The 22,840-nt window shown below is 70.4% G+C and carries 19 protein-coding genes; 11 read left to right on the top strand and 8 right to left on the bottom strand.

The genetic code is table 11. The features are described from left to right. Positions 1-19: 19 nt before the first annotated feature. From HFP48_RS11885 to HFP48_RS11870, 4 genes are read right to left on the bottom strand one after another with little or no spacing between them, the layout of a single operon-like run. Positions 20-310, bottom strand: coding sequence for an acylphosphatase (locus tag HFP48_RS11885; RefSeq protein ID WP_006933673.1), 291 nt, complete (start codon positions 308-310; stop codon positions 20-22). Next, the gene (locus HFP48_RS11880) at positions 307-1,233 is read right to left on the bottom strand and encodes a hypothetical protein (protein ID WP_029543201.1); all 927 of its coding nucleotides are present in this window, start codon (positions 1,231-1,233) and stop codon (positions 307-309) included. Before HFP48_RS11880 ends, HFP48_RS11885 begins: the two co-directional genes overlap by 4 nt. Before the next feature lie 26 nt (positions 1,234-1,259). Beyond that, the gene (locus HFP48_RS11875) at positions 1,260-1,697 is read right to left on the bottom strand and encodes an OsmC family protein (protein WP_006933666.1); all 438 of its coding nucleotides are present in this window, start codon (positions 1,695-1,697) and stop codon (positions 1,260-1,262) included. A gap of 19 nt (positions 1,698-1,716) precedes the next feature. Continuing rightward, positions 1,717-2,664: a LysR substrate-binding domain-containing protein gene (locus HFP48_RS11870; RefSeq protein WP_043800032.1), complete on the bottom strand. Its 948-nt coding sequence runs from the start codon at positions 2,662-2,664 to the stop codon at positions 1,717-1,719. Positions 2,665-2,778: 114 nt separating this feature from the next. Here HFP48_RS11870 and pcaH point away from each other — a divergent pair, with 114 nt between their 5' ends. The 11 genes from pcaH (at position 2,779) to HFP48_RS11815 (ending at position 15,112) form a co-directional block, all read left to right on the top strand. After that, a complete protein-coding gene (gene pcaH, locus HFP48_RS11865) occupies positions 2,779-3,531 on the top strand; it encodes a protocatechuate 3,4-dioxygenase subunit beta (RefSeq protein WP_006933662.1) in 753 nt (250 codons plus the stop codon). Beyond that, positions 3,528-4,193, top strand: coding sequence for a protocatechuate 3,4-dioxygenase subunit alpha (pcaG, locus tag HFP48_RS11860; protein ID WP_006933660.1), 666 nt, complete (start codon positions 3,528-3,530; stop codon positions 4,191-4,193). Before pcaH ends, pcaG begins: the two co-directional genes overlap by 4 nt. Before the next feature lie 109 nt (positions 4,194-4,302). Further along, positions 4,303-5,541 (top strand): cation:proton antiporter, encoded by a 1,239-nt coding sequence (locus HFP48_RS11855; RefSeq protein ID WP_168580562.1) that lies wholly within the window; start codon positions 4,303-4,305, stop codon positions 5,539-5,541. A gap of 65 nt (positions 5,542-5,606) precedes the next feature. Beyond that, positions 5,607-6,311 (top strand): TetR family transcriptional regulator, encoded by a 705-nt coding sequence (locus tag HFP48_RS11850; RefSeq protein WP_029543194.1) that lies wholly within the window; start codon positions 5,607-5,609, stop codon positions 6,309-6,311. 30 nt (positions 6,312-6,341) lie between these two features. After that, a complete protein-coding gene (locus tag HFP48_RS11845) occupies positions 6,342-7,256 on the top strand; it encodes an ABC transporter ATP-binding protein (protein ID WP_029543193.1) in 915 nt (304 codons plus the stop codon). Next, positions 7,253-8,854, top strand: a complete 1,602-nt coding sequence (locus tag HFP48_RS11840) for a hypothetical protein (RefSeq protein ID WP_168579547.1) — start codon at positions 7,253-7,255, stop codon at positions 8,852-8,854. Before HFP48_RS11845 ends, HFP48_RS11840 begins: the two co-directional genes overlap by 4 nt. 74 nt (positions 8,855-8,928) lie before the next feature. Beyond that, positions 8,929-9,507 (top strand): TetR family transcriptional regulator, encoded by a 579-nt coding sequence (locus HFP48_RS11835; protein ID WP_161995753.1) that lies wholly within the window; start codon positions 8,929-8,931, stop codon positions 9,505-9,507. Further along, positions 9,504-10,238 carry an ABC transporter ATP-binding protein gene (locus tag HFP48_RS11830; protein ID WP_006933645.1) on the top strand — a complete coding sequence of 245 codons (735 nt, stop codon included), beginning with the start codon at positions 9,504-9,506 and terminating at the stop codon, positions 10,236-10,238. The genes HFP48_RS11835 and HFP48_RS11830 overlap by 4 nt, the downstream gene beginning before the upstream one ends. After that, positions 10,235-11,014: an ABC transporter permease gene (locus HFP48_RS11825; protein ID WP_168579546.1), complete on the top strand. Its 780-nt coding sequence runs from the start codon at positions 10,235-10,237 to the stop codon at positions 11,012-11,014. Before HFP48_RS11830 ends, HFP48_RS11825 begins: the two co-directional genes overlap by 4 nt. Before the next feature lie 215 nt (positions 11,015-11,229). Beyond that, the gene (locus tag HFP48_RS11820; RefSeq protein WP_168579545.1) at positions 11,230-12,297 is read left to right on the top strand and encodes a potassium channel family protein; all 1,068 of its coding nucleotides are present in this window, start codon (positions 11,230-11,232) and stop codon (positions 12,295-12,297) included. A 49-nt stretch (positions 12,298-12,346) separates the two neighbouring features. Further along, a complete protein-coding gene (locus tag HFP48_RS11815) occupies positions 12,347-15,112 on the top strand; it encodes a cation-transporting P-type ATPase (protein ID WP_168579544.1) in 2,766 nt (921 codons plus the stop codon). A gap of 686 nt (positions 15,113-15,798) precedes the next feature. Here HFP48_RS11815 and HFP48_RS11810 read toward each other — a convergent pair. The 4 genes from HFP48_RS11810 to HFP48_RS11795 all read right to left on the bottom strand — a co-directional run bounded on the left by HFP48_RS11810 (position 15,799) and on the right by HFP48_RS11795 (position 22,738). Beyond that, positions 15,799-16,809: an alpha/beta hydrolase gene (locus tag HFP48_RS11810; RefSeq protein ID WP_168579543.1), complete on the bottom strand. Its 1,011-nt coding sequence runs from the start codon at positions 16,807-16,809 to the stop codon at positions 15,799-15,801. An 857-nt stretch (positions 16,810-17,666) separates the two neighbouring features. Beyond that, positions 17,667-20,681 (bottom strand): UPF0182 family protein, encoded by a 3,015-nt coding sequence (locus tag HFP48_RS11805; RefSeq protein WP_168579542.1) that lies wholly within the window; start codon positions 20,679-20,681, stop codon positions 17,667-17,669. A gap of 171 nt (positions 20,682-20,852) precedes the next feature. Further along, positions 20,853-22,079 carry a Na+/H+ antiporter NhaA gene (gene nhaA / locus HFP48_RS11800; protein WP_037201635.1) on the bottom strand — a complete coding sequence of 409 codons (1,227 nt, stop codon included), beginning with the start codon at positions 22,077-22,079 and terminating at the stop codon, positions 20,853-20,855. Between the two features lie 194 nt (positions 22,080-22,273). Beyond that, a complete protein-coding gene (locus HFP48_RS11795; RefSeq protein ID WP_246872551.1) occupies positions 22,274-22,738 on the bottom strand; it encodes a hypothetical protein in 465 nt (154 codons plus the stop codon). Between the last annotated feature and the right edge of the window lie 102 nt (positions 22,739-22,840).

Genomic DNA, 22,840 nt, shown 5'->3' with positions numbered 1-22,840 from the left:
AAACCTTACCGGCGGGCCGTCACCGCTCGACGAAGCCGGTCAGGTCACCGCGCGTCGGCTCCCAACTCTCCACCACGAGCCGCACCTCTCCCGGGGTCTCGCCCGAGCGCAGCGCGGCGAGGAGTCGTTCGAGGGCGTCGCGGGGGCCCTCGGCGATGACGAGCACGCGCCCGTCGGGATGGTTGGTGGCGTGACCGGCGAGGCCGAGTTCGAGGGCTCGCGACCGCGTCCACCAGCGGAACCCCACACCCTGCACGCGCCCGTGCACCCAGGCGGTGAGCCGGACGGCGTCCGGCGGCGACTGCGTCATGGCTGCTCCCCCGAACTGCGGACCGGACGGACGGCGTGGACGGCGCCGTCGAAGCCGGTGGTGTAGAGGACGTCCGGGTCCCAGCCGGGGCCCTCGCCGAACGCGACCGCGGAGACGAAGGGCACCCCCGTGGCGACCGTGCAGCCGGTGCCGGTGACCGGGTCGACCCGCAGGATCTTCCCGGCGACGTTGAGCGGGACGTACAACGCGCCGTCGGGTCCGACGTCGAGATCGTCGGCGGTCTCGAGGGGCCCGGGCCCGGACGGGTCCAGGGTCCGGACCGGACCGGTGAGGTCGCCGGCGTTCAACGCGTGAATTCGGGTAGTCGGATCGAAAGTCGTAGCCGCATAAACGGTTTCGCCGTCGACCGCGAGTCCGTTGACGGAGCCGAGGTCGGTGCGGATCGTTTCCGGGGCCCCACCCTCGACCGGGACGCGCGTCAGGCCCGGGGGGCTGCCCAGGTTCCGGCTGACGAGGAAGTCCCCGTCGGGCAGGCGGACGAGACCGTTGGGCATGGTCAGACCCGACGCGACGGTGCGCCGCGTCCCGGTGTCGAGGTCGACGGCCTCCAGGGTGCCGTCGGTGCGGCCGAGCAGTCCGGAGACGGTGCCGTTGCCGGTCGTGAAGTACGCCGTGCCGTCGTCGACGACGATGCCGCCGGGCGCCGGGACCTCGGCCACCACGGCGTCGGCCCGTCCCTCGGGCGTGAGCGCCAGCAGCGACCCGCCGCCGGCCGGGGTGGACGCCGAGGCCAGCAGCCGGCCGCGACCGTCGAACGCGAGATTCTCGAGCACGCCGAGCCCGGACGCGACGACGTCCACCCGCCACGGCGCGCAGTCCGCCGGAGCGGGCGCGGCCGTCGCCGGCGCCCCGCCCGCCAGGAACCCCACGGCGAGCGCGAGTCCGGCCGCTGTACGAATCATCCGCCCTCCCTGCCGAGATCCACCGCTCACGCGTCCGGAACGATCTTCAGCGTCACCTCGGTGCCGGCCTCGAGCGTACGGCCGACGGTGCACACCTTGTCGACGGATCGCTCGACGAGCGCGACGAGGCGCTGCTGCGCCTCCTCGTCGAGTTCGCTCAGGTCCAGCGCCATCTCCTCGACGAGGTGCGGGTACACCTCGTTCTCCCGGTCCGCGGCGCCGGAGACACGGATCGTGACGTCGTAGGTGTCGCCGAGCCGGCGCGACAGCGGGAAGTCCGAGCTCATCCCCGAACAGGCCGCCAGCGCGATCTTCAACAGCTCGCCGGGGGTGAAGACACCCTCGACGGTCTCCGACCCGATCAGGACCTCGGCACCTCGGGAGCTGCGGCCCGTGTAGCGGCGGGTGCCGGTGCGCTCGACCCACAGTTCGGTCGTCGGCGTGTCGGAAGTCTGTTCAGCCATGCGGGAGATCCTGCCATGATCACCCGACGGCCAGTTCGCGCAGGATCCCGATGAGCTCGTCCGCGACGACGGGGGTGTCCGCGCTGCTGCGGCGCAGCAGTCCGACGGGTTCGGCGGTGCCCGGGGTCGGTACCGGCAGCCGCACGAGCGTGCCGTCGTCGAGGTCGTCCTGCGGCACCCGCTCGGGTGTCAGCCACACCGCGTCGCCGGCGCGCACCAGCCCGCGCGCGACCGAGACGTCGAGGGTCTCGACGCTGCCGGACGGCAGCCGCAGGCCGTGCCGGGCGAGGAAGCCCTCGGTGTGGTGCCGCGGCACGGTTCCGGCGGTGGCGACGACGAGGGGGTGGTTCAGCACCGCCGGCACCGATACCGGACCCCCGGCCAGCGGATGCCCCGGGCGCACGATCAGGGCCAGCGACTCGGCGTACAGCAGTTCGAACGAGAGCCCTTGCATGGTCTCCGGGTCGGCCATCCGGCCGAGGACGAAGTCGAGCTCGCCGGCGCGCACCGCGCCCAGCAGTGCGGTGTTCGGGGCCGTGCGGATCTGCACGCCGACGTGCGGACGCCGGTCCCGCAGCCGGGTGACCGCACCGGGCAGCAGGGTGCTCGCGACGGTGGGCAGGGCGCCGACCCGCACGGGGGCGACGGCCGGCTGCCCGGTCCCGGAGAGGGCGCGGGCGGCGGACGCCAACGCGTCGGTGACCTCGACGGCGTGGCCCAGGAACTCCTCGCCGGCGGGGGTGAGCCGGGCGCCGTGCCGCCCGCGGTCCACCAGGCGCAGGCCGGCCAGGGATTCGAGTTCGTTGAGGGTCTTGGTGACCGCCGGCTGGCTCAGATGCAGCCGGCCGGCGGCCCGGCCGAGGTTGCCCTCCTGGGCGACGGCGACGAAGCACGTGAGGTGGCGCAACCGGATGCGATCCAGGAGCCGCGACGCCCGGTCGACCGGGGGCACGAAACCGCGTTCCATCACTGCAGGTTATGAAATTCGGCCGAAACCGTCAATTTACATGACTCATACTCACCCATAACGTGGATCACATCCAGTCCGTCGCAGTGCGACAGTCCCCAGGAGTACCGCCTCATGATCATCGCCGCCCCCGGCGCCGCGTCCGGCGAATTCGTCGAACGCGACCACACTCAGCACCCGCCCGCCCTCACCCCCGGATACCGCACGTCGGTGCTGCGCTCCCCGCGCAATGCCCTGATCGCGCCGCGCAACACGCTCTCGGAGACGACCGGGCCGGTCTTCGACCGTCGCGAGCTGGGCGAGAAGGACAACGACCTCATCCTCAACTTCGCCAAGGACGGCCTGCCGATCGGCGAGCGCCTGATCGTGCACGGCTACGTCCGCGACGAGTTCGGCAACCCGGTGAAGGGCGCCCTGGTCGAGGCGTGGCAGGCCAACGCCGGCGGACGCTACCGCCACAAGAAGGACCGCTACCTCGCGCCGATCGACCCGAACTTCGGCGGTTGCGGCCGCATGATCACCGACGACAACGGCTACTACTTCTTCCGCACCATCAAGCCCGGGCCGTACCCGTGGGCCAACAGCACCAACGCCTGGCGGCCCGCCCACATCCACTTCTCGATCCACGGCACCGGCTGGGCGCAGCGCTTGATCACCCAGATGTACTTCGAGGGCGACCCGCTCATCGAGCGCTGCCCCATCGCGAAGACCATCCCGACGCTGGACCAGCTGCGCAGCCTGATCGCGCAGGAGGATCCCGCCAACAACGCCCCCTTCGACGCGCGTACCTACCGCTTCGACCTCACCCTGCGCGGCCGCCGCGCCACCTTCTTCGACAACGCCAACCTCCCCGGAGCCCCCCGATGAGCCTTTCCCCGCACAGCATGATCGAGCGCCGCCCGGAGACCCCCTCGCAGACCGGCGGCCCGTACGTCCACATCGGGCTCGCACCGCAGCAGGCCGGGTTCGACATCTTCGACAACAACTTCGGCAACGTGCTGACCGCCCCGGAGACGAAGGGCGAGCACATCACCCTCGAGGGCCGCGTCTTCGACGGCACCGGCACGCCCGTGCGCGACGTGCTGATCGAGATCTGGCAGGCCAACGCCGCGGGCAGGTACGCCCACCCCGGCGACACCCAGGACGGACACGCCCAGGACAGGGCGATCGATCCGACCTTCCGCGGCTGGGGCCGCACGGGCGGCGACTTCGACACCGGCGTCTACACCTTCGAGACGATCAAACCGGGACCGGTGCCGGCGAACGTCGGCGGGTTCCAGGCCCCGCACATCCTCATGGTGCTGTTCGCACGGGGCATCAACATCGGCCTGCACACCCGGGTCTACTTCGACGACGAGGCCGACGCCAACGCCGCCGACCCCGTACTCGACGGGATCGAGTGGGAGGTCCGCCGCGACACGCTGATCGCGAAGCGCTCCGAACGCGACGGCAAGGTGGTCTACACCTTCGACGTGCGTCTGCAGGACACCCCGGAAGGCGGGATCGAGACCGTGTTCTTCGACATCTGACCGGGACCCGGGTGGCGCGGGGGCGCGCGTTTCGGACGACGGTCGCCTGGGCATCCTTGCGCCGACCACGTCGCAGCGAACGAAGGCCACGGCACTGGACACCGCGATCATCTACGTTTCCGCCGGGCTCGCGCTGCTTCTCGCCGTCACCGTGCCGCGGCTGTTCCACAACCGGGCGATCTCGGCACCCATGATCGTGCTGGTGGCCGGCGCGGTGCTGGGGCTGTTGTTCGACAACGCCGAAGCCCTCACTCCCGGCGGGCACCCGGCCGTGGCGGAGTACCTCAGCGAGGTCTGCGTGATCGTCGCGCTCATGGGCGTGGGCCTCGCGATCGACCGTCCCCTCGGGTGGCGGTCGTGGAAGTCCACCCGGCGGCTGCTGCTGATCGCGATGCCCCTCGGCATCGCGGCCGTCGCGGTGCTGGGCTGGTGGGCCGCGGCCCTCACCCCCGCGGCCGCGGTACTGCTCGGGGCCGCCCTGGCTCCCACCGATCCCGTGCTGGCGTCCGACGTGCAGGTCGAGGGCCCCACGTCCGGGGAGGGTTCCCACCGCGAAGACGACGAAGTGCGGTTCGCGCTCACCTCCGAGGCCGGCCTCAACGATGCGCTGGCGTTCCCGTTCGTCTACCTCGCGCTGTTCCTGTTCACGAAGGGACCGATCGAGGACTGGATCGTCTCCTGGGTGCTGTGGGAGCTGCTCGGCAAGATCGTCCTGGGCGCCGTGGTGGGAGGGCTGGCGGGCCATCTCGTCGGGCGGGCGGTGTTCCACTTCCCCGTCGAGCACGTCCGGCTGGCCGACCGGGGCGAACCGATCGTCGCGCTCGCCGCCACGTTCGCGGTGTACGGAATCGCCGAACTGATCGGCGGCTACGGCTTCCTCGCCGTGTTCGTGTGTGCCGTGGCCATGCGGCGCATCGAACGCGCACACGAGTACCACGCCGAGATGCACAGCCTGATCGAGCAGCTCGAGCACGTCCTCACGCTGGCGGTCCTGCTCCTGCTGGGGGCGGGCCTCACCACCGGCCTGCTCGCCGAGTTGTCGTGGGGGTCGGTTCTCGTCGGCGCCGCCCTGGTCCTCGTGATACGGCCGGTGGTCGGCTGGGTCTCGCTCCTGGGCTGTGACGAGATGGATGTCCGCGAACGCCGCGTCACGGCCTTCTTCGGCGTGCGCGGGATCGGCTCCGTCTACTACCTCGCGTACGCGGCGGCGGAGCTCGACATCGCGCAGGAGCAGGAGCTGTGGGCCGCCGTCGCCTTCACCGTCGTCCTCTCCGTCCTCGTGCACGGGGTGAGCGCGACGAGGGTGATGCGCATGCTCGACAACGCCCGCGTGAAGGGTCCGCCGTAGGCGCCTCGGGGCGGGCCTCCTCCCGGCTCTTGCCGACGATTGAACACGCGGTTAATATACTGACCATGCGTTCAACGCCGGGTCGCCTCTCGGCAGCCGATCGCCGGGACCTCACGTCCGCGGCGCGCATCCGGGAGGCCGCAATCCTCCGTTTCGCTCGCGACGGCTTCGACGCGAGCCTGCGGACCATCGCCGCGGACGCGGGGGTGAGCGGGGCGTTGATCGTGCACCATTTCGGGTCCAAGAAGGACCTGCGACGTGCGTGCGACGAGTGGGTCCTGGGACAGATCCGCGATTCCAAGCGGACGACCCTCGCCACCGGCGACTCCGGTCCGTGGCTGGCGCAACTCGGGCGGGCCGAGCAGTACGCCCCGCTCGCCGTCTACGTCGCCCGCACCTTCCAGGCCGGCGGCGAAAGCGCGGCGGAGTTCTTCGATCACCTGGTCGACGACGTGGTCGACTACCTCGCAGAGGGCGAACGCAACGGGCTGATCCGGCCCTCCCGGGACAACCGCGCCCGGGCCCGCCTGCTCACCGGCATGAGCGTGGGGTCGATGCTGCTGCAGATGACCCTGCACCCGGAACTCCTGCGGGGCGGAGACTTCACCGGGTTCTTCCGGCACCTGACCGAGACCGTCACCGCACCGGCCCTCGAGCTGTATTCCGAGGGTCTGCTCACCAGCCGCAAGCTGCTCGACGACTACCTGATGTACGTCCCGGACCCGCCGGCGGGCGCCGGGGGCGGCGAATCCGCCGCTCCCCCTTCCTGATCCGGAACCCGCCTACCCCAGGACACAATCATGAACACGATCGTCGAGGTCCACGACCTCACCAAGACGTTCGGCGCCACGACCGCGCTGGACGGTCTCAGCCTGCACGTCGGCCGCGGTGAAGTGGCCGGCTTCCTCGGCCCCAACGGTGCCGGCAAGTCCACGACCATCCGGATCCTGCTCGGGCTTCTGCGCGCCGACGGCGGCTCCGCATCCGTGCTCGGGTTCGATCCGTGGCGCGACGCCGTCGAAGTGCACCGGCACCTCGCGTACGTCCCGGGCGACATCGACCTGTGGCCGTCGCTCACCGGCGGCGAGGCCATCGACTTCCTGTGCCGCCTGCGGGGAGGGGCCGACCGTGCGCGCCGCACCGAGCTGGTCGAACGCTTCGAACTCGACCCTCGCAAGAAATGCCGCGCCTATTCCAAGGGCAACCGCCAGAAGGTGGCGCTGATCTCGGCACTCGCCTCGGACGTGGAGCTCCTCGTCCTCGACGAACCGACGTCCGGCCTCGACCCGTTGATGGAACGGGTGTTTCAGGACTGTGTTGCCGAAGCGAAGCAGCGCGGCTCGTCGGTGTTGCTGTCGAGTCACATCCTCGCCGAGGTGGAAAAGCTCTGCGACACCGTGACCATCATCCGGGACGGACGTACCGTGGAATCCGGGTCGCTGGCCCAGCTGCGGCATCTCACCCGGTCGACGATCACGGTCCGCACCGACCTCGACACGTCCGGCCTGGCGCAGGCCGAGGGCGTGCACGCGCTGCGAAACGAGCACGGGCACACCGTGTTCGAGGTCGACAACGCTCACCTCGACGAGGTGGTCCGCCGGCTCGCGGAGTACGGCGTCCGCAGCCTCGAGAGCGCACCGCCGTCGCTCGAGGAGCTGTTCCTGCGCCACTACGGCAGCGATCGACAGATCGCCGGCGTGGGCGGCGTGCGATGAACACCTTCACCGGGACCGCGTCCCTCGTCCGCTTCGACCTGCGCCGGGATCGAATCAAGCTGCCGCTGTGGGTGATCGGCATCTCGGCCCTGGCGGCGTACTTCGTCGCCGCCCTGCAGCTGGCGTACCCGGTCGCCGAGGACCTCCGCGGCGTGGCCGGTTTCGCCGACAACCCGGCAGGGGTGATGATGTCGGGTCCCGGCTACGGCATGGACGACCCCACGCTCGAGGCGTTCGTCGCGAACCAGTACGGGCTGTACCTGCTGGTCGCCGCCGCGTTCATGAACATTCTCCTCGTCGTCCGGCACACACGGGGCGAGGAGGAGAACGGTCGCACCGAACTCGTCCTGGCCGGCGCGGTGGGCCGGCGCGCCCCGCTGACCGCGGCCCTGGCGACCGCAGTCGTCGCGAACGCCGCCCTCGTCGTGGCGGGCAGCGCGGCAATGACGGCCGCCGGGGCGGACGCCGGCGGGGCGGTGCTGTTCACGGCCGGGTTCGCGGCGCTGGGGCTGTTCTTCGCCGCGCTCACCGCCCTGGTGTGCCAGGTGTGCGAACACGGGCGCACCGCCACAGGACTGGCCGCAGCGGCGCTGGGAACGGCCTTCGTCGTGCGGGGCGTCGGCGACGTCCTGGAGCGGCACGGCAGCGCGGTGTCCTGGCTGTCCCCCATCGCCTGGTCGCAGCAGACGCGAGCATTCGTCGATCCGCGATGGGGCCCGCTGGCCCTGTCGTTGGGGTTCGCGGCGGCCGCCGCGGCGGCCGCGTACCGTGTCGTGGACCGTCGCGACCTCGGGGCCGGACTGGTGCCGCCACGGCCGGGCCGGGCCGAGGCGGCACCGGCGCTGGCGAACCCGTTCGCCCTGGCGCTACGGCAGCAGCGCGGCAGCATCGCCGGGTGGGGCGCGGGCCTGGCGCTGATGGGGTCGTTCTACGGCTCCCTGACCGGCTCGATCGCCGAGAGCTTTGCGAACCTGCCCGAGGACATTCTTGCGCTCATGGGTGGTTCGGCCGCGAATCTCGTCGACGGCTTCCTGGGCCTGACCGGATACACGACGGCCTTCCTCGCCTCCTGCTTCGCGATCCTGTCCGTCCGCCGCCTGCGGGGCGAGGAGCAGTCGGGCCGGATCGAGCCCGTTTTGGCGACAGCTACGAGCCGTGCCGGATGGATGGCAGCGGGGCTGTCCGTGACCGCTCTGGGCGTGGTGGCACTCCTCGCACTCGCCGGCGTGGGGACCGGGCTCGGGGCCGCGGCGTCCACCGGGGAGCCGACTCGGGTGCCCGCATCGGTATGGGCGCATCTCGGATACGCCCCCGCCGTCCTCGGCATCGCGGCGATCGGAGCGGCGCTGTTCGGTCTCGCCCCCCGCGCCTTCGATCTGGTCTGGGTGCTGGTCGTCTACGGCTACCTGGTGGGCAGTTTCGGACCGATCCTCGACCTGCCCGACAGCGCCGGCGTCCTCTCCCCGCTGAACCATGTCCGGCAGATGCCGCTCGAACCGTTCGCCGCGGGCTCCTTCGTCGCTCTCGTCGTTCTCACCGCGCTCGTCACGGCGGCAGGGCTGGCCGCGTTCCGGAAGCGCGACGTCGTGAGTACGTGAGAACCCGCCGGGTGGACCGGGCAGTGGCGGCACACCCCTTGATCGCCCGAACTGTTAGTGGCTAACATTATGGGGTGTCCAAGTCCGAGCGGACCCGGCAGCGCATCCAGGCAACGGCGGTGCAGCTGTTCACCGAGGACGGCTACGACGCCGTCACCGTCGACCGGATCGCCTCCGCCGCCGGGGTGTCGCACATGACCTTCTTCCGGTACTTTCCATCCAAAGACGCTGTTCTGCTTGATGATCCCTACGACCCTGTCATTGCGGACGCCGTGGCCGCGCAGCCGGCGGACCGGAGCCCGCTGGAACGGGCGTGCCGGGGGATCCTCGACGCCTGGGCGCTGATTCCCGAGACGGATCTCGGGGACGTGCGCACTCGCCTGCGGATCGTCGCGGCACACCCCCGGCTGCGCGCGCGGATGTGGGAGAACACCCTGCGCACCCAGGAGGCCGTCGCCGCCGCGCTCGCCGAACCGGGGACACGACGACTCGAGGCCGCAGTGGCCGCCGGGGCCTGCATGGGCGCACTCATGGCGGCGCTGACGGACTGGGCAGAAACCGGCGACGAGGCTCTCGGCAACCGGATTGCGTCGGCCCTGCACCAGCTCGCACCGGAGGCCAGTCCCTCACGGCAGTCACGGGAGGTGCCGTGACCGAGGTCGGCGACGTCGTGCTCGAGTGCCGGAACGTGTGCAAACGCTACGGCTCCGCGCCGGTACTCGAGGGCGTCACCACCGAGGTGCGGGCGGGCGAGGTACACGCGTTCGTGGGCCTCAACGGGGCGGGAAAGACGACGTTGATGCGCCTGTTCCTCGGCATGATCGAGCCCGACGACGGAATCGTGCGCGTGCGGGGCCTGGCGCCGTCGACGATGCCGGCACGGCACTGGACGGGCGTCGGGCACCTGGTCGAAACACCGCTGGCCTATCCCGAACTGACCGTCGCGCAGAACCTGCGCATCGCGGGCCGCCTCGCCGGCCTGTCCGCGGCGGGCGCCACCGCCGCGGCCGACCGGTGGATCGAGGAACTGGTCCTGTCCCGGTGGGCGCGGACCAGCGCACGGAAACTCTCCCTCGGCAACCGGCAGCGGCTGGGTCTGGCCGCGGCGCTGATCGCGGACCCGGATGTGCTGATCCTGGACGAGCCGACCAATGCGCTCGATCCGGCCGGGATCATGCTGCTGCGCACGCTGCTGCAGCGCAGCCGGGAGCGCGGCGCGGCGACGCTGGTGTCCAGCCACCATCTCGACGAGGTCGCCCGCGTGGCCGACCGCATCACAGCCGTCAACGAGGGACGCGTCGTCGGCTCCCTCGACCCGGACGGAATCGATCTCGAGCGGCAGTTCTTCGACCTGGTGTACCGCGACAGCGAGGCGCGACGATGACCACCTCCGAGCAGATCCGGGCCGCGCTGACGGTCGAGTGGGCCAAGTTCCGGCGGGCACGCCCCGTATGGGTCACCACCGCCCTTCTCACGACGGGGGTGGTGACCATGTGCGTGCTGACCCTGCAGTCCGTGCACGGTGCCAACGCGGTGATGGCGGGTAAGGCGCAGACCATCGTCGGCGACGGCGGCCGAGCGGGACTGTTCGCCGCAGCCGACACCATCGTCTCGGTGGGCGGGCTTCTCGGATTCGGTGTGGTCATCGGCTGGGTCTTCGGCCGCGAGTTCACCGACGGAACGATCACCGGTCTGTGGGCCGCGCCGGTCTCCCGCCCGGCCCTCGCCGCCGCAAAGCTGCTGATCCTGCTGTCGTGGGCGGCCGCCACCAGCCTCGCGCTGGGCGCCGCACTGGCGGTGGTGGCGGGAACGCTCGTCGACGACGAGCCCCTCGACCCGGGGACGCCGGCGCTCGTGGGCAGATTCCTCGCCGTCGCCCTGCTCACCGCGGGACTCGCATTCCCCTGCGCCTGGGTCGCCACCGTTGCGCGGGGATACCTGCCCGCGGTCGGGACGATCATCGCCGTGGTGGTCGTCGCCCAGATGGCGGTCATGGCCGGAGCGGGCGGCTGGTTCCCGTTCTCGGCTCCGGGCCTGTGGGCGGCGGGACCGCAGGCCGGTTCCGTCACCGGTCCGCAACTCGCGCTCGCCCTCGTCGTTCCTGCCGTCTCGGCGGGCCTGACGCTGTGGTCGTGGCGCCGGCTCGCCCTCGTGCACTAGGACTCCCCAAGGGGCCGAAGTCCCTCCGATCCGGACCGCCCGCACGATAGGGTGATGCCCGGAGTGCCGGGAAGTCTGGTCGGCGAGTGGCGTTCGCATTTCACGACCAGGGAGGCACCGTGGACCAGGGTACGTTCGCAGGTCGGGTTCCGAGCCGGGTACTCGGCGGATGAGCACATCGAACATCGCGCGACCACGCATGCACAGGTTTCACGATGCCGGCTAGGTGGCGTGCTCGGTTGACGGGCGCCGACGTGCTCACCGAACGCCCGGGCTTCGCGCTGGTGGGCGTCCTGCGGGTCCCGCAGTTGCAGACCAGTCCCGGCCGGGCCATCGTCCGCCGGATCGGCTACGCCCTGATCGCCCTGGCCCTGGTGGTGCTCGTCGTCTACCTGGACCGCGACGGCTACACCGACAGCCAGGACGACGAGCTGTCCCTGCTGGACTGCATCTACTACGCGACGGTGTCGCTGTCGACCACCGGCTACGGCGACATCGCTCCGATCACCGAACAGGCTCGCCTGGTCAACATCCTGATCATCACTCCGCTACGGGTCTTCTTCCTCATCGTCCTGGTCGGCACCACGCTCTCGGCTCTGACCGAGAGCTCGCGGCAGGCGTTCCGTATCCAGCAGTGGCGACGCCGGGCGCGCAACCACACGGTCGTCGTGGGTTACGGCACCAAGGGCCGTGCCGCAGTGGACGCGATGCTCGGGGACGGCGTCCCGCCCTCCGAGATCGTGGTCGTCGACACCGACCCACTGATACTCGAGGCCGCCGCCGGACAGGGTCTGGTGACGGTGCAGGGCTCGGCCACGAGATCGGACGTGCTGCGCCTGGCCGGGGTTCCGCACTGCACCTCGATCGTCGTTGCCGCCGATCGCGACGACACCGCGGTGCTCGTCACCCTCACCGCCCGCGAACTCGCGCCCGCTGCAAAGATCGTCGCCGCAGTTCGCGAGTCCGAGAACACCCACGTCCTCCGCCGGTCCGGGGCCGACACCGTGGTCGTCTCCTCCGAAACCGCCGGGCGGCTGCTGGGCGTCGCGACGGCCACACCCGGCGTGGTGCAGATGGTCGAAGACCTGCTCACCCCCGAGGCCGGGTTCGCCATCACCGAACGGGCGGCCGAGGCCGCCGAGATCGGCGAATCCCCCCGCCACCTGACCGACATCGTGCTCGGGATCGTCCGTGACGGCCGGCGGCTGCACGTCGGATCACCGGAGGCCGCCACCATCGGAGCCGACGACCGACTGCTCTGCATCCGGCGCGTGCCGGACTGATCCCGTTCCTGCCCCCGTCGCGCCCGCAACCGATGCCGGAGGTCGCATCATGGTCCTGCCCGTCGATCCGTCGCCCGTCAATACGCACCACGACCTGTCGGTCCACGAGGTCGTCCTCCTGCACGAGACCGATCCGCATCGCGGCCTCGACGCGGACGAGGCCACCCGCAGGCTGGAACGATTCGGGCCCAACGTGCTGCCGGCGGCCTCGGGCCACGGGTTGCTGCGGCGGATTCTGCGCCAGTTCCACAATCCCCTCATCTATGTGCTGCTGTCCGCAGCGGCGATCACGCTGTGGCTGGACGAATACGTCGACTCGGCCGTCATCCTCGCGGTCGTCCTGGTCAACGCCACCGTCGGCTTCGTCCAGGAGTCCAAGGCCGAAGCGGCGCTCGACGCACTCCGGTCCATGGTGCGCACACAGACACGCGTGATCCGCGGTGGACGCCAGCAGACCCTGCCGTCGGACGACCTCGTACCCGGCGATCTCGTCGTCCTCGAGGCCGGCGACAAGGTTCCCGCAGACCTGCGCCTGATCCGCGTCGCCGAATTGCAGATCGACGAGTCCGCCCTGACCGGGGAGTCCGTTCCAGTCGTCAAGGACGAGGTGGTACTGCCGCCTGCCACGCCGGTGGCGGATCGCCGCAACATGGTGCACTCGGGCACGTTGGTGACGGCCGGGGCGGGCGCCGGGGTCACCGTTGCGACCGGCGACCGGACCGAACTCGGGGAGATCCATCGCCTCGTCGGGGCCGCGGACGTGCTGGCCACGCCGCTCACCGCCAAACTGGCCTCGTTCAGCAGGGTTCTGACCGTGGCGATCGTCGTGCTGGCGGCGGCGACCTTCGCGATCGGTCTCGTCCGCGGTCAGGACGCGCCGGAAACGTTCACCGCCGCGGTGGCGCTTGCGGTCGGCGCCATCCCGGAAGGGCTTCCCGCGGTCGTCACCATCACGATGGCCATCGGTGTGGCCCGGATGGCCCGGCGCCGGGCGGTGATCCGCCGGCTGCCCGCCGTCGAGACGCTCGGCAGCACGACCGTCATCTGTTCGGACAAGACCGGAACACTCACCGCGAACCAGATGACGGTGCGCCACCTGTGGACGGTGCACTCCCTGTATTCCGTGACCGGTTCGGGATACGCGCCCGAGGGCGTGGTCCACGATTCCGCCGGCGCCGTGGCCGCGCCCGATTCGGACGAGGCCCTGCGGTGGACGATCGTGGCGGGTGCCGGATGCAACGACGCACACCTCGACCGGCGGGACGGGCGGTGGTCCGTCGTCGGTGATCCCACCGAGGCCGCGATGCTCGTCGTCGCGGGCAAGGCCGGCCTGGCACCCGAGGACGTCCGCGCCGGGCATCCCCGCATCGGCACCATCCCCTTCAGTTCCGAACGCCAGTTCATGGCGACGCTGCACGCCGAGCCCCGCACGGGTGAGCGGGTCGTGCTCGCCAAGGGGGCCGTCGAGCGGATCCTCGAACGTTGCCGCTACGGCATGGGTTCCGACGGCAGCCTCCTTCCCCTGGACCGGGACTCGGTCCAGGGGGCCGCCGAGGACCTGGCGCGGCAAGGGCTGCGTGTGCTGGCCACGGCCGTCCGCGCGATCGATGCGGAGGCGGAGTTCGACCTGTCGGTGGTCTCCGGCGAGATGGTGTTCGCCGGCCTGCACGCGATGCTCGACCCGCCCCGGCAGGCCGCCGTGGACGCCGTACGTGCGTGCCACGTCGCCGGCATCGCGGTCAAGATGATCACCGGCGACCATGCGGCCACCGCAGCGGCGATCGCCCGGCAGCTCGGGTTGATCGGCGAGGCCGACGACGGACTCGTGCTCACCGGACAGGATCTCGACGCGATCCCGGCCGAGGAACTCGCGGACGCGGTCGACCGGGCCCGGGTGTTCGCACGGGTCTCCCCCGAACAGAAGCTCCGGTTGGTCGGGGCCCTGCAGGAACGTGGCCACGTCGTCGCCATGACGGGCGACGGCGTCAACGACGCTCCCGCCCTGCGGCAGGCCGACGTCGGGGTGGCCATGGGCCACGGTGGAACGGAAGTGGCCAAGGAGGCCGCCGACATGGTGCTCACCGACGACGACTTCGCCACCATCGAGGCCGCCGTGGAGGAGGGCCGCGGCGTCTTCGACAACCTCACGAAGTTCATCGTGTGGGTGCTTCCCACCAGCCTCGGTCAGGGCCTGGTCATCCTCGCCGCGATCGTCTTCGGGACGACCCTGCCGATCCTGCCCACCCAGATCCTGTGGATCAACATGACCACCGCCGTCGCACTGGGTCTCATGCTGGCGTTCGAGCCGAAGGAACCCGACACGATGACCTGGCCCCCACGGGATCCCACGCGGCCGCTGCTGACCGGCGCGCTCGTCACCCGGATCCTGCTGGTGTCCGGCCTCATCGTGGGCGGCGCGTGGTGGCTGTTCGAGTGGGAGCTCGGCATCGGTGCCGACCTCGCCGAGGCACGAACCTCGGCCGTCAACCTCGTCGTGGCGGTGGAGCTGTTCTACCTCTTCAGCTGCCGCTCGCTCACGGCGTCGGTATGGCGGATCGGGTTCTTCGGCAACCGGTGGATCCTCGTCGGGGTGCTCGCCCAGACAGTCGCGCAGCTCGCCATCACCTATGTGCCCGCCATGAACACCCTCTTCCAGACCGCTCCGATCGACGCGCAAGCATGGTTGCGCATCGTCGGCCTCGCCACGCTCGCGGTGCTCGTCGTCGCCGTCGACAAGTCCCTGCGCGCCCGGGCCGCACGAGGGAGCGCGGACCTTCCGGTGGCCGGGACCCTCGCCCCGCCGGACGAGTCGTGAATAGGTGACCTCTCATGGACCTGCACTCCTTCCCGCTCGTCGCCACGATCCTCGCCCTCGCTGCACTGGCAGGCTTGCTCGCGACCCGGCTGCGGCAGTCACCACGGGTTCCACGGCAAGGTCGCCGTCACCGCCCACGGCAGCCAGGACTCCGAACGGCTCCTCACCGCCGGCGCCGACCTCGTTCTCGACCCGTTCGAACTGGCGGCCACCACGACCGACGCACTGGACCGGCTCGTCGGCATCGCCGACAACAAGCAACCGGACGGTTGACAAGCACGGGTCGCTCGTCGCGGCCGGATCCTACCGGCACCTTGCGCGTTCGGCGACCCACCCGAAGCGCCGCTGCGCCGCGGCGGATGCGCCCTAGAGGACGTGCATCGCCTGCATCGGGGCAAGACGGACCTCGCCGAACGGGTGTGCCCGGCGACCACCGCGTCGGGCGGCCGCCTGACGGAGGCCGGAGGGCGGCTATGGGGCGCGGCTCCGGCCGAACGACGGGCGGGCCGCGGGCCGGATGACGGCAGGGCCCTCATGTAGGTTCCACTGCTCGGTGTCACTTATCGGTGCTTCCGAGCTGCGGGTTCTCAACGGCGTGTCAGTGCCTGATTCGCGTAGGCCGATCCCCGAGCCGTGAGGGACTGGTCTCCGCGGTGCCGTTCTGCTGGGGTCGGGAAGACACCGATCTACGTAGGACGCCCGAATCCGGGAATCTCGAGGCTGTCGGAGAGCCACTGGCAGACTGCCTGCGCGTAGAGGTCGGGCGCCTCGACGGGAAGCAGGTGGCCGACGTCCTCGATGGGGCGGGGTGTCCAGCCCGGCCGTCGGGCGTGCTGCATGAGCGACGTGGGGTCGACAAGGTGATCGTCGCTTCCCCACAGCACGAGTACGGGCATCTGCACGGAATCGAGAGCCTCGTTCGTCGGCTTCTGCGTGATGAACATGGCTCTGACGATCGACGCGAACGCCGTGGCCGTGCCCGCGAGCCGTTCCGGGTGCTCGCGGGCCGCCTCGAGGTCATCGAGCCACAGGTCGACCTGTGCTCGTGAGACACGGCCCCAGTTTCCACCGAGGAGGTCGGTCCGGCCACCGGAGATGGAGCCCGCGTCTTCGATCGCGGTTCGCTTGGCGTCCAGTATGCGCCGGCCCGCCAGTCGCAGCACCAGGCGTGTCGTGGGCGGGCCGGCTGCGACGACGAGACGTCCCAGCGTCTGCCACCCGAATGCCTCGGCTGGTGACGTCCGGCGCCACGGCAGCGCCGGAGCCACCAAGACGACTCCCCGAGTCTTCTCGGGCATCATCGTGGCGGCCAGCGCCGCCACCGGGCCACCCGTCGACCAGCCGTGCAGCAGCACCTGGCTCTCGAGGCGGAGCTGCCGGGCGAAGGCCGCCACGAAGCGAGCGTCCAGGTCCGCGCGTGGCCCATGCCGATACGGATCACCGGTGTGGCCGACAATCGTCCCCGGGAGGTCGACGGAAATCACCGGCCCGAGCCGGCGCAGGGGAGGAACGAGATCGAGCCACATGCTCGCGCTACCGGTCATCGGGGGCACCAGCAGGTGAACCGGCGCGTCGGGAGGCGCGGTCGACGCGGGCTCCGCTCGGACATAGTGCACGGGCACGCCGCACACGCTCGTCGACACGCTGCGCAACCCCGCCCACTGCGGCGACCGGGCGCCCCAGTCGTCGTATCGCACGGTGATCCTTCCCTCCTTTCCCAGGGTATTCGGAGGCTGGATGGAGGGCGACGATTTGGACCCGGCAGCGCAACACGTCCATGACCGGGTCGATGCTGCGCGAGTACTACCCGGTCGCGGTGGCTGCTTTCGACGACTTGGCCGGACGTGATGCCCACGCCGTGCTGTCCGTCGCACCCAGCCCGGAGCAGGGGTTCGCATTCACCGTCACGCGAGTCGAGGCCCTGGTCCGCAGAGTCGGCCGACAGCGATACGTCCGAACTCGCGCCACCGAGATCGTCGCTGCTTGCGCAGTGAGCAACTGCCGGCCCGAGCCGGTGCGGGCGACACCTACGCCGCAGCCGTCTCGGCATTGGTCGCCGTCACTACTGAGATGGCCCGACAGATCGCCGGACTGGAGGAACAGGTGAAGGCGGGTTCTGGTCGACACCCGGGCGCCGAGATCTACTTGGGCCAGCCTGGTCTGGGAGTGGTTCTCGGTGCCTGGGTGCTCGCAGAAATTGGGGATGATCCGGGACGCTGGGCCGATGTCCGAGCCCGGAGGAAACTACTCTGGCATGGCGCCGGTGACCCGAGCCTCCGGCATCAAACGGGTCGTGCTCGCCCGGAACCGACGGTTGGCTGATGCGCTCTATCCGCAGGCGTTCGCTGCACTCAAGGCCTCTGCCGGGCGCCCGCGCTATTACGACCGGCACCGTGCCGGCGGCGCCACCCACCACATCGTGCTTTGGCGAACCGCCTCGTCGGCATTCTCCACGGTTGCCCTGCTCATCACACCATCTACGAGGAGGCCGCACGGACCGACTCACGGCGCACCGCGGCCGCTTGACAGGTTAGAAGCGTCGGATAGCTACACCTCAGTTGAGGCTGCCCCCGGCGGCCAGGAAGTTGTCGATGGCACGTTGGAGCCGGTCGAGTGCGGCGCCGTACGACGTGAAGTCGCCGGTGCGCTGGGCGTCGCGCAGATCCGCCAGGGCGCTGTTCAGTTCGAGGACGGCAGCGGTGAGCTGCTCCGGGGTCGGCTCTGCGGGCGGCGCTGTGGGCGGCGGCATCGTCGCGCCCTCCTCGGGTGGCGGAGCGGTCGCCGCAGGATCGGGGGGTGGCGGGGTCGCGGCGTCGCCGCCGGGCGCCGTCGCCATCCGGCCCGTCCCCGCACCGAAGACCTGGTCGAGGGCCTCGGCGAGGGTGGGTGCGTATCCGACGCGGACGCCGCCGGCGCTGGGTTCGCGATAGCTGACCAGCACTCGCGACAGTTGCGGGAAGGTCGAACCGTCGGCGGTGCTGGTGAGGCGTTCGGTGTACAGGGGCTCGACGTAGAGCACCCCGCCGTCCGCGATCGGCAGCGTCAGCAGATTGCCGTAGTGGATCCGATTGGACCGCTCGAGCAGGGTGCGTTCGGAGGCCACCCGGGTGTCGGAGATCATCGAATTCTGGGTCTGTTGCGGCCCCTGGGTCTGCGTGTCGGTCGGCAGCTGCAGCACCTCCATCCGGCCGTAGCCGTCCGGGTCGGAGTTCACCGAGATGTAGGCGGAGAGGAACTCGCGGTTGAACCCGACCATCGCGCTGGCGAGACGGAAGGACGGTGCCGAGCTCTCCCGGTCACCGACCAGCACGTAGTACGGCGGCTGCGACCCCACGGCCTCGGAGGTCGGGTCGCTGGGGACGGACCAGAACGCGTTGTTGGTGAAGAACTCCCGCGGGTCGTCGACGTGGTACTTGGCGAGCCGGTCCCGTTGAAGACCGAAGAGGTCCTCGGGGTAACGGAAGTGGGAGCGCAGTTCCGGGGTGATCGATTCCGGCGGTTGCACGGCGCCGGGAAAGGCCCCCATCCACGCCGCGAGCACCGGGTCGTTCGTGTCCACCTGGTAGAGGGTGACGGTGCCGTCGTAGGCGTCCACGGTGGCCTTGACCGAGTTCCTGATGTAGGAGACGGGCTCACCCGGAAGCAGCCGGCCGCTATCGCTGACGTGGGCGCCGGGCAACGCGCCGGCCTGGGCGTACGGGTAGTGCGCCAGGGTGGTGTACCCGTCGACGATCCAGACGATCCGTCCGTCCACGACCGCCGGGTACGGATTGCCGTCGGTGCGGAGCCACGGCGCGACCCGTTCCACGCGGGTCTTCGGATCGCGATCGAAGATGATCTTCGAGTCCGCTCCGATGGCGCCGGAGAACAGGATGTTGCGCTCGCCGTACCGGACCGCGAACGCCAGCCGGTTGATCCAGCTTCCGATCGGCACGCCCCCGCTGCCGGTGTAGGTGTACTGCGAGGTATCCGTGTCGTACTCGCGCGGCGCCGCACCGGCGGACCCGCCGACAATCGCGTAGTCCGGGTCCGACGCCGCGATCAGCTCGCCGAAGTAGATGCGCGGCTGCTCGACCGGGATCAGTTGCCGACCGGAGGCCTGGGAAGCGATGTCACTGACCGTGTAGATGGGGTATCCACTGTCGCTGCCGCTTCCGGCCGCGGCTGCGTCCCGGACGGCGGCGTTGACCCGGTTCGCCGGCGCCGCCACGAATCCGTTGCCGTGGGTGTAGACGGTGTGCCGGTTGATCCATTGGGTCTGATTGCCGCTCAGGCTCTTCGGGGACAGTTCTCGGGCGGCGACAATGTAGTCGCCGACCTCCCCGTCGATGGTGTACCGGTCGATGTCCAGTTGCGGAGTGAAACCGTAGAAGTTCTTCAGCTGCTGTTGCTGGGTGAAGGTCCTCGAGAGCACGTTCGGGTCCAGCAGCCGGGCGTTGGCGATCGTGGTGACGTCGGCCGGGATCTCGCGCGGCGGCCGGGTTCCGACCCCGGGATAGTCGAGGTACTCGACGCGATCGGCCTCGATCCCGTACGCCTGCCTGGTCGCGGCGATGTTGCGCTCGATGTACGGGCTCTCGCGATCGGCCGCGTTCGGGCGCACCGAGAACTGCTCCGTGAGGGCCGGAAAGATCCCACCGACGACGATCGACGACAGGACCAGCAGCGCGGTTGCCATCAACGGCACCCGCAGGTCGTCCAGCAGGATCGAAGCGAAGAACGCTGCCGCGCACAGCACGGCGATCGCCACGAGGATCAGGCGAGCCGGCAGCACCGCGTTGATGTCGGTGAATCCGGCCCCGGTGAACGTCGGTTCCTTCCGGCCGCTCCACAGCAGCTGGTAGCGGTCGAACCAGTACGCGACCGCCTTGAGCGCGACGAAACTTCCGGCGAGCACGGCGATCTGGATTCGGGCGGCGCGCGTCGTCGCACCCGCCGCGCCGGTGGCACCACGACGGTCCCCGGCGCCGGTTGCGAACGGCAGCCGTAGTCCCCCGAAAAGGTAGTGGGTGGCCGTGCAGAGCACGAGTGCCAGGAACAGCGCGAGGAACGCCCACGTCAGCACGAGCCGGTAGAACGGCAGGTCGAAGACGTAGAACCCGACGTCGTACCCGAACTGCGCGTCGACGCTACCGAATGATCCGCCGTGGAGGAACAGCTGCACTCTGGCCCACTGACTCTGTGCGCTCAGGCCGAAGAACAGTCCCAGCAGCAACGGGATACCGATCGCGAACAGTTTCGGGCGCCTCAGCACCACGATTCGGTACCGCTCGATCGGATCGTCCGGGCCGACGGCGAACAACGGTCGCGCTCGGTACGCCCACGCCGTCACCCCGAAGAGCAGACCGGTCACCACCAGCGTGACCGCGGCGAACAGCACCAACCGGGTCACGATGATAGTGCCCCACACTTCCCGGTAGCCGACCTCTCCGAACCAGAGCCAATCGGTGTACACCGCGATCAGCCGGGGTCCGGCGATCAGCAGAGCGAAGAGGACCAGAAGGGCGACGATCGCCCGATGCGCCCGGCGCGGCAGCAACCGCCCTGGTTCGGAGGGATGCACGTCCACCTCCGATCGCCCGCATGCACCGCGGCGGCCGGTGGACGGGGCCGGGTCCACACGATGCGGCCGCGATGTCCGTCCACCCATTCTAGGTGGGGGACATCACTCCGCCCAGGGAATCGCCGACCGGCGCCGATTCCTCCCGCACAGAACTGGGTCGTGCAGGCCCCGCCGGGTTCAGTGCTGGTAGACGTCCGGGATCCCGTCCTGGTCCTCGTCGAGAGACTCGAGCTCCGCGATCCTGCGGTAGGCGCGGTTCCGGGAGCGGAGCACCACCGACGCGGCGAGCGCCGCGGTGAGGGAGCCGACGAGGACCGCAACCTTCACGTGGTCGGCCGCGACGGTGCCGGCGCCGTAGGCGAGGTCTCCGATCAGCAGGGAGACGGTGAAGCCGATGCCGCCGAGCAGCGCGACGCCGAGCACGTCCAGCCAGCTCAGTCCCTCGTCCAGGTGGGCGCGGGTGAACCGGGCCATCAGGTAGGTGACGCCGAAGATCCCGACGACCTTGCCGAGCACGAGGCCCGCGACGACACCGACCGAGATCGGATCGCGGAGCGCCTCACCCAGGCCGTCGAGGCCACCGATCGTCACGCCGGCGGCGAAGAACGCAAAGATCGGGACGGCGACCCCGGCCGACAGCGGCCGGAGCCGATGCTCGAACTGCTCGGCCATAGCCTCCGTGCCGGTGCGCGTCCTGCGGGCGACGGGCACGGTGAAACCGAGCAGGACGCCGGCCACGGTGGCGTGGACACCGGATTCGTGGACCAGGAACCACGTGAGCACCGCCAGCGGCACCAGGAGCCACCAGGCCCGGATGCCGCGCTGCACCGCCACGGCGAACGCGAGCAGCGGGAGCATCGCGAGCCCGAGATACGCCAGGTCGAGCTCATCGGTGTAGAACACCGCGATCACGGTGACGGCGAGCAGGTCGTCGACGACGGCGAGCGTGAGCAGGAAGGTGCGCAGGGCCGCCGGGAGATGCGTCCCGATGACGGCCAGGATGGCCACGGCGAAGGCGATGTCGGTGGCGGTGGGCACCGCCCATCCGGTCAGCGCGTCCGCTCCGCCACGCAGGTTCACCGCGACGAACACCGCCGCGGGTACCGCCATCCCTCCCACCGCTGCGGTGATCGGCACGGCGGCGCGCCGCAGGTCCCGCAGGTCGCCGGCGACGAACTCACGCTTGAGTTCCAGGCCGACGACGAAGAAGAAGATGGCCAGCAGACCGTCGGCCGCCCACGTCCCGAGTGACAGGTCCAGGTGCAGCGCGGACGGCCCCACCGTGGTGTCGCGGAGGCTGTGGTAGGCGTCGGACCACGGGGTGTTGGCCCAGACCAGGGCCGCGAGCGCGCCGATGAGCAGCAGGACACCACCGACGGTCTCCTTGCGGAGAATCTCGGCCACCCGCTTGGATTCCTCCCACGATCCACGGGAGAGCAACGGCAGGCGGGCGAAGGGTGTCGTCATCGAATGTCCTCGGATGTCGGGCAGCAGTCGTCGTCTGCCGACCAGACTTCCCGGCGCACCGGTTCCACCGTATCCCACCCGGCGCCCGGATCCGAGCCGAGACAGCCGGGATGCCCCGTCAGGGCGACGGATCAGGGTGACGGATAGGTGCTGATCGAGACCAGCGTCCCGTCCCCGCCCGAGGACACCGAGATGGAGGCGCCCTTCCCCGGCTTCCTGATCGTGAGACTCGTGCTGTAGGGAGTGACGCTCTCGGAGACCGTCTGCCAGCCCTCCCGGTCCACGAAGTCGAGATAGAAGGTGCTGACCTGCTCGATCGGGTCGGACGTCGTCAGGACGGCCGAGCCGATAGCCCGGCTGACGAGCGTCGACGGCTGATAGGCCGGGATTCCATCCGTCGTCTCGGTGCCCTGCGCCTCGGTGCCCTGCGTCTCGGTGCCCGTCTGCCCGGGCTCGGACTCGCCCGTGCCGGTCGGCGGGGTCGTTTCCCGGGCTGCCTCGGTGGTGGTCTGCGCCGACTCGCTCGGGTACGAGTCGTCGGTGCCGCATCCGACGACCGCGAGTGTCACTACCAGCGCCGCCGCGGCAGCCGGCACGACTCTCCTCGATGTTCGCATGTGCGTCCTCCTCCGCCGTTCCCACTGTGCACGGCCGGCAGGGATCGCGGGACGGATTCACCGCTTCGACGGCCGCGGAGG

The sequence above is a fragment of the Rhodococcus sp. DMU1 genome (genome assembly GCF_012272955.1).
Classification (GTDB): Bacteria; Actinomycetota; Actinomycetes; order Mycobacteriales; family Mycobacteriaceae; genus Rhodococcus; species Rhodococcus aetherivorans.
Note: the sequence above shows the minus strand (reverse complement) of the source record. Positions and strands in the feature narration are given on the sequence as shown.

What these genes read in the sequence shown, in the direction of transcription:
- HFP48_RS11820 (WP_168579545.1), top strand. Translation starts at nt 11,230, where the DNA reads ATGCCGGCTAGGTGGCGTGCTCGGTTGACGGGCGCCGACGTGCTCACC.
- HFP48_RS11880 (WP_029543201.1), bottom strand. Translation starts at nt 1,233, where the DNA reads ATGATTCGTACAGCGGCCGGACTCGCGCTCGCCGTGGGGTTCCTGGCG.
- HFP48_RS11875 (WP_006933666.1), bottom strand. Translation starts at nt 1,697, where the DNA reads ATGGCTGAACAGACTTCCGACACGCCGACGACCGAACTGTGGGTCGAG.
- HFP48_RS11840 (WP_168579547.1), top strand. Translation starts at nt 7,253, where the DNA reads ATGAACACCTTCACCGGGACCGCGTCCCTCGTCCGCTTCGACCTGCGC.
- HFP48_RS11825 (WP_168579546.1), top strand. Translation starts at nt 10,235, where the DNA reads ATGACCACCTCCGAGCAGATCCGGGCCGCGCTGACGGTCGAGTGGGCC.
- HFP48_RS11815 (WP_168579544.1), top strand. Translation starts at nt 12,347, where the DNA reads ATGGTCCTGCCCGTCGATCCGTCGCCCGTCAATACGCACCACGACCTG.
- HFP48_RS11845 (WP_029543193.1), top strand. Translation starts at nt 6,342, where the DNA reads ATGAACACGATCGTCGAGGTCCACGACCTCACCAAGACGTTCGGCGCC.
- pcaG (WP_006933660.1), top strand. Translation starts at nt 3,528, where the DNA reads ATGAGCCTTTCCCCGCACAGCATGATCGAGCGCCGCCCGGAGACCCCC.
- pcaH (WP_006933662.1), top strand. Translation starts at nt 2,779, where the DNA reads ATGATCATCGCCGCCCCCGGCGCCGCGTCCGGCGAATTCGTCGAACGC.
- HFP48_RS11885 (WP_006933673.1), bottom strand. Translation starts at nt 310, where the DNA reads ATGACGCAGTCGCCGCCGGACGCCGTCCGGCTCACCGCCTGGGTGCAC.
- HFP48_RS11870 (WP_043800032.1), bottom strand. Translation starts at nt 2,664, where the DNA reads ATGGAACGCGGTTTCGTGCCCCCGGTCGACCGGGCGTCGCGGCTCCTG.
- HFP48_RS11850 (WP_029543194.1), top strand. Translation starts at nt 5,607, where the DNA reads ATGCGTTCAACGCCGGGTCGCCTCTCGGCAGCCGATCGCCGGGACCTC.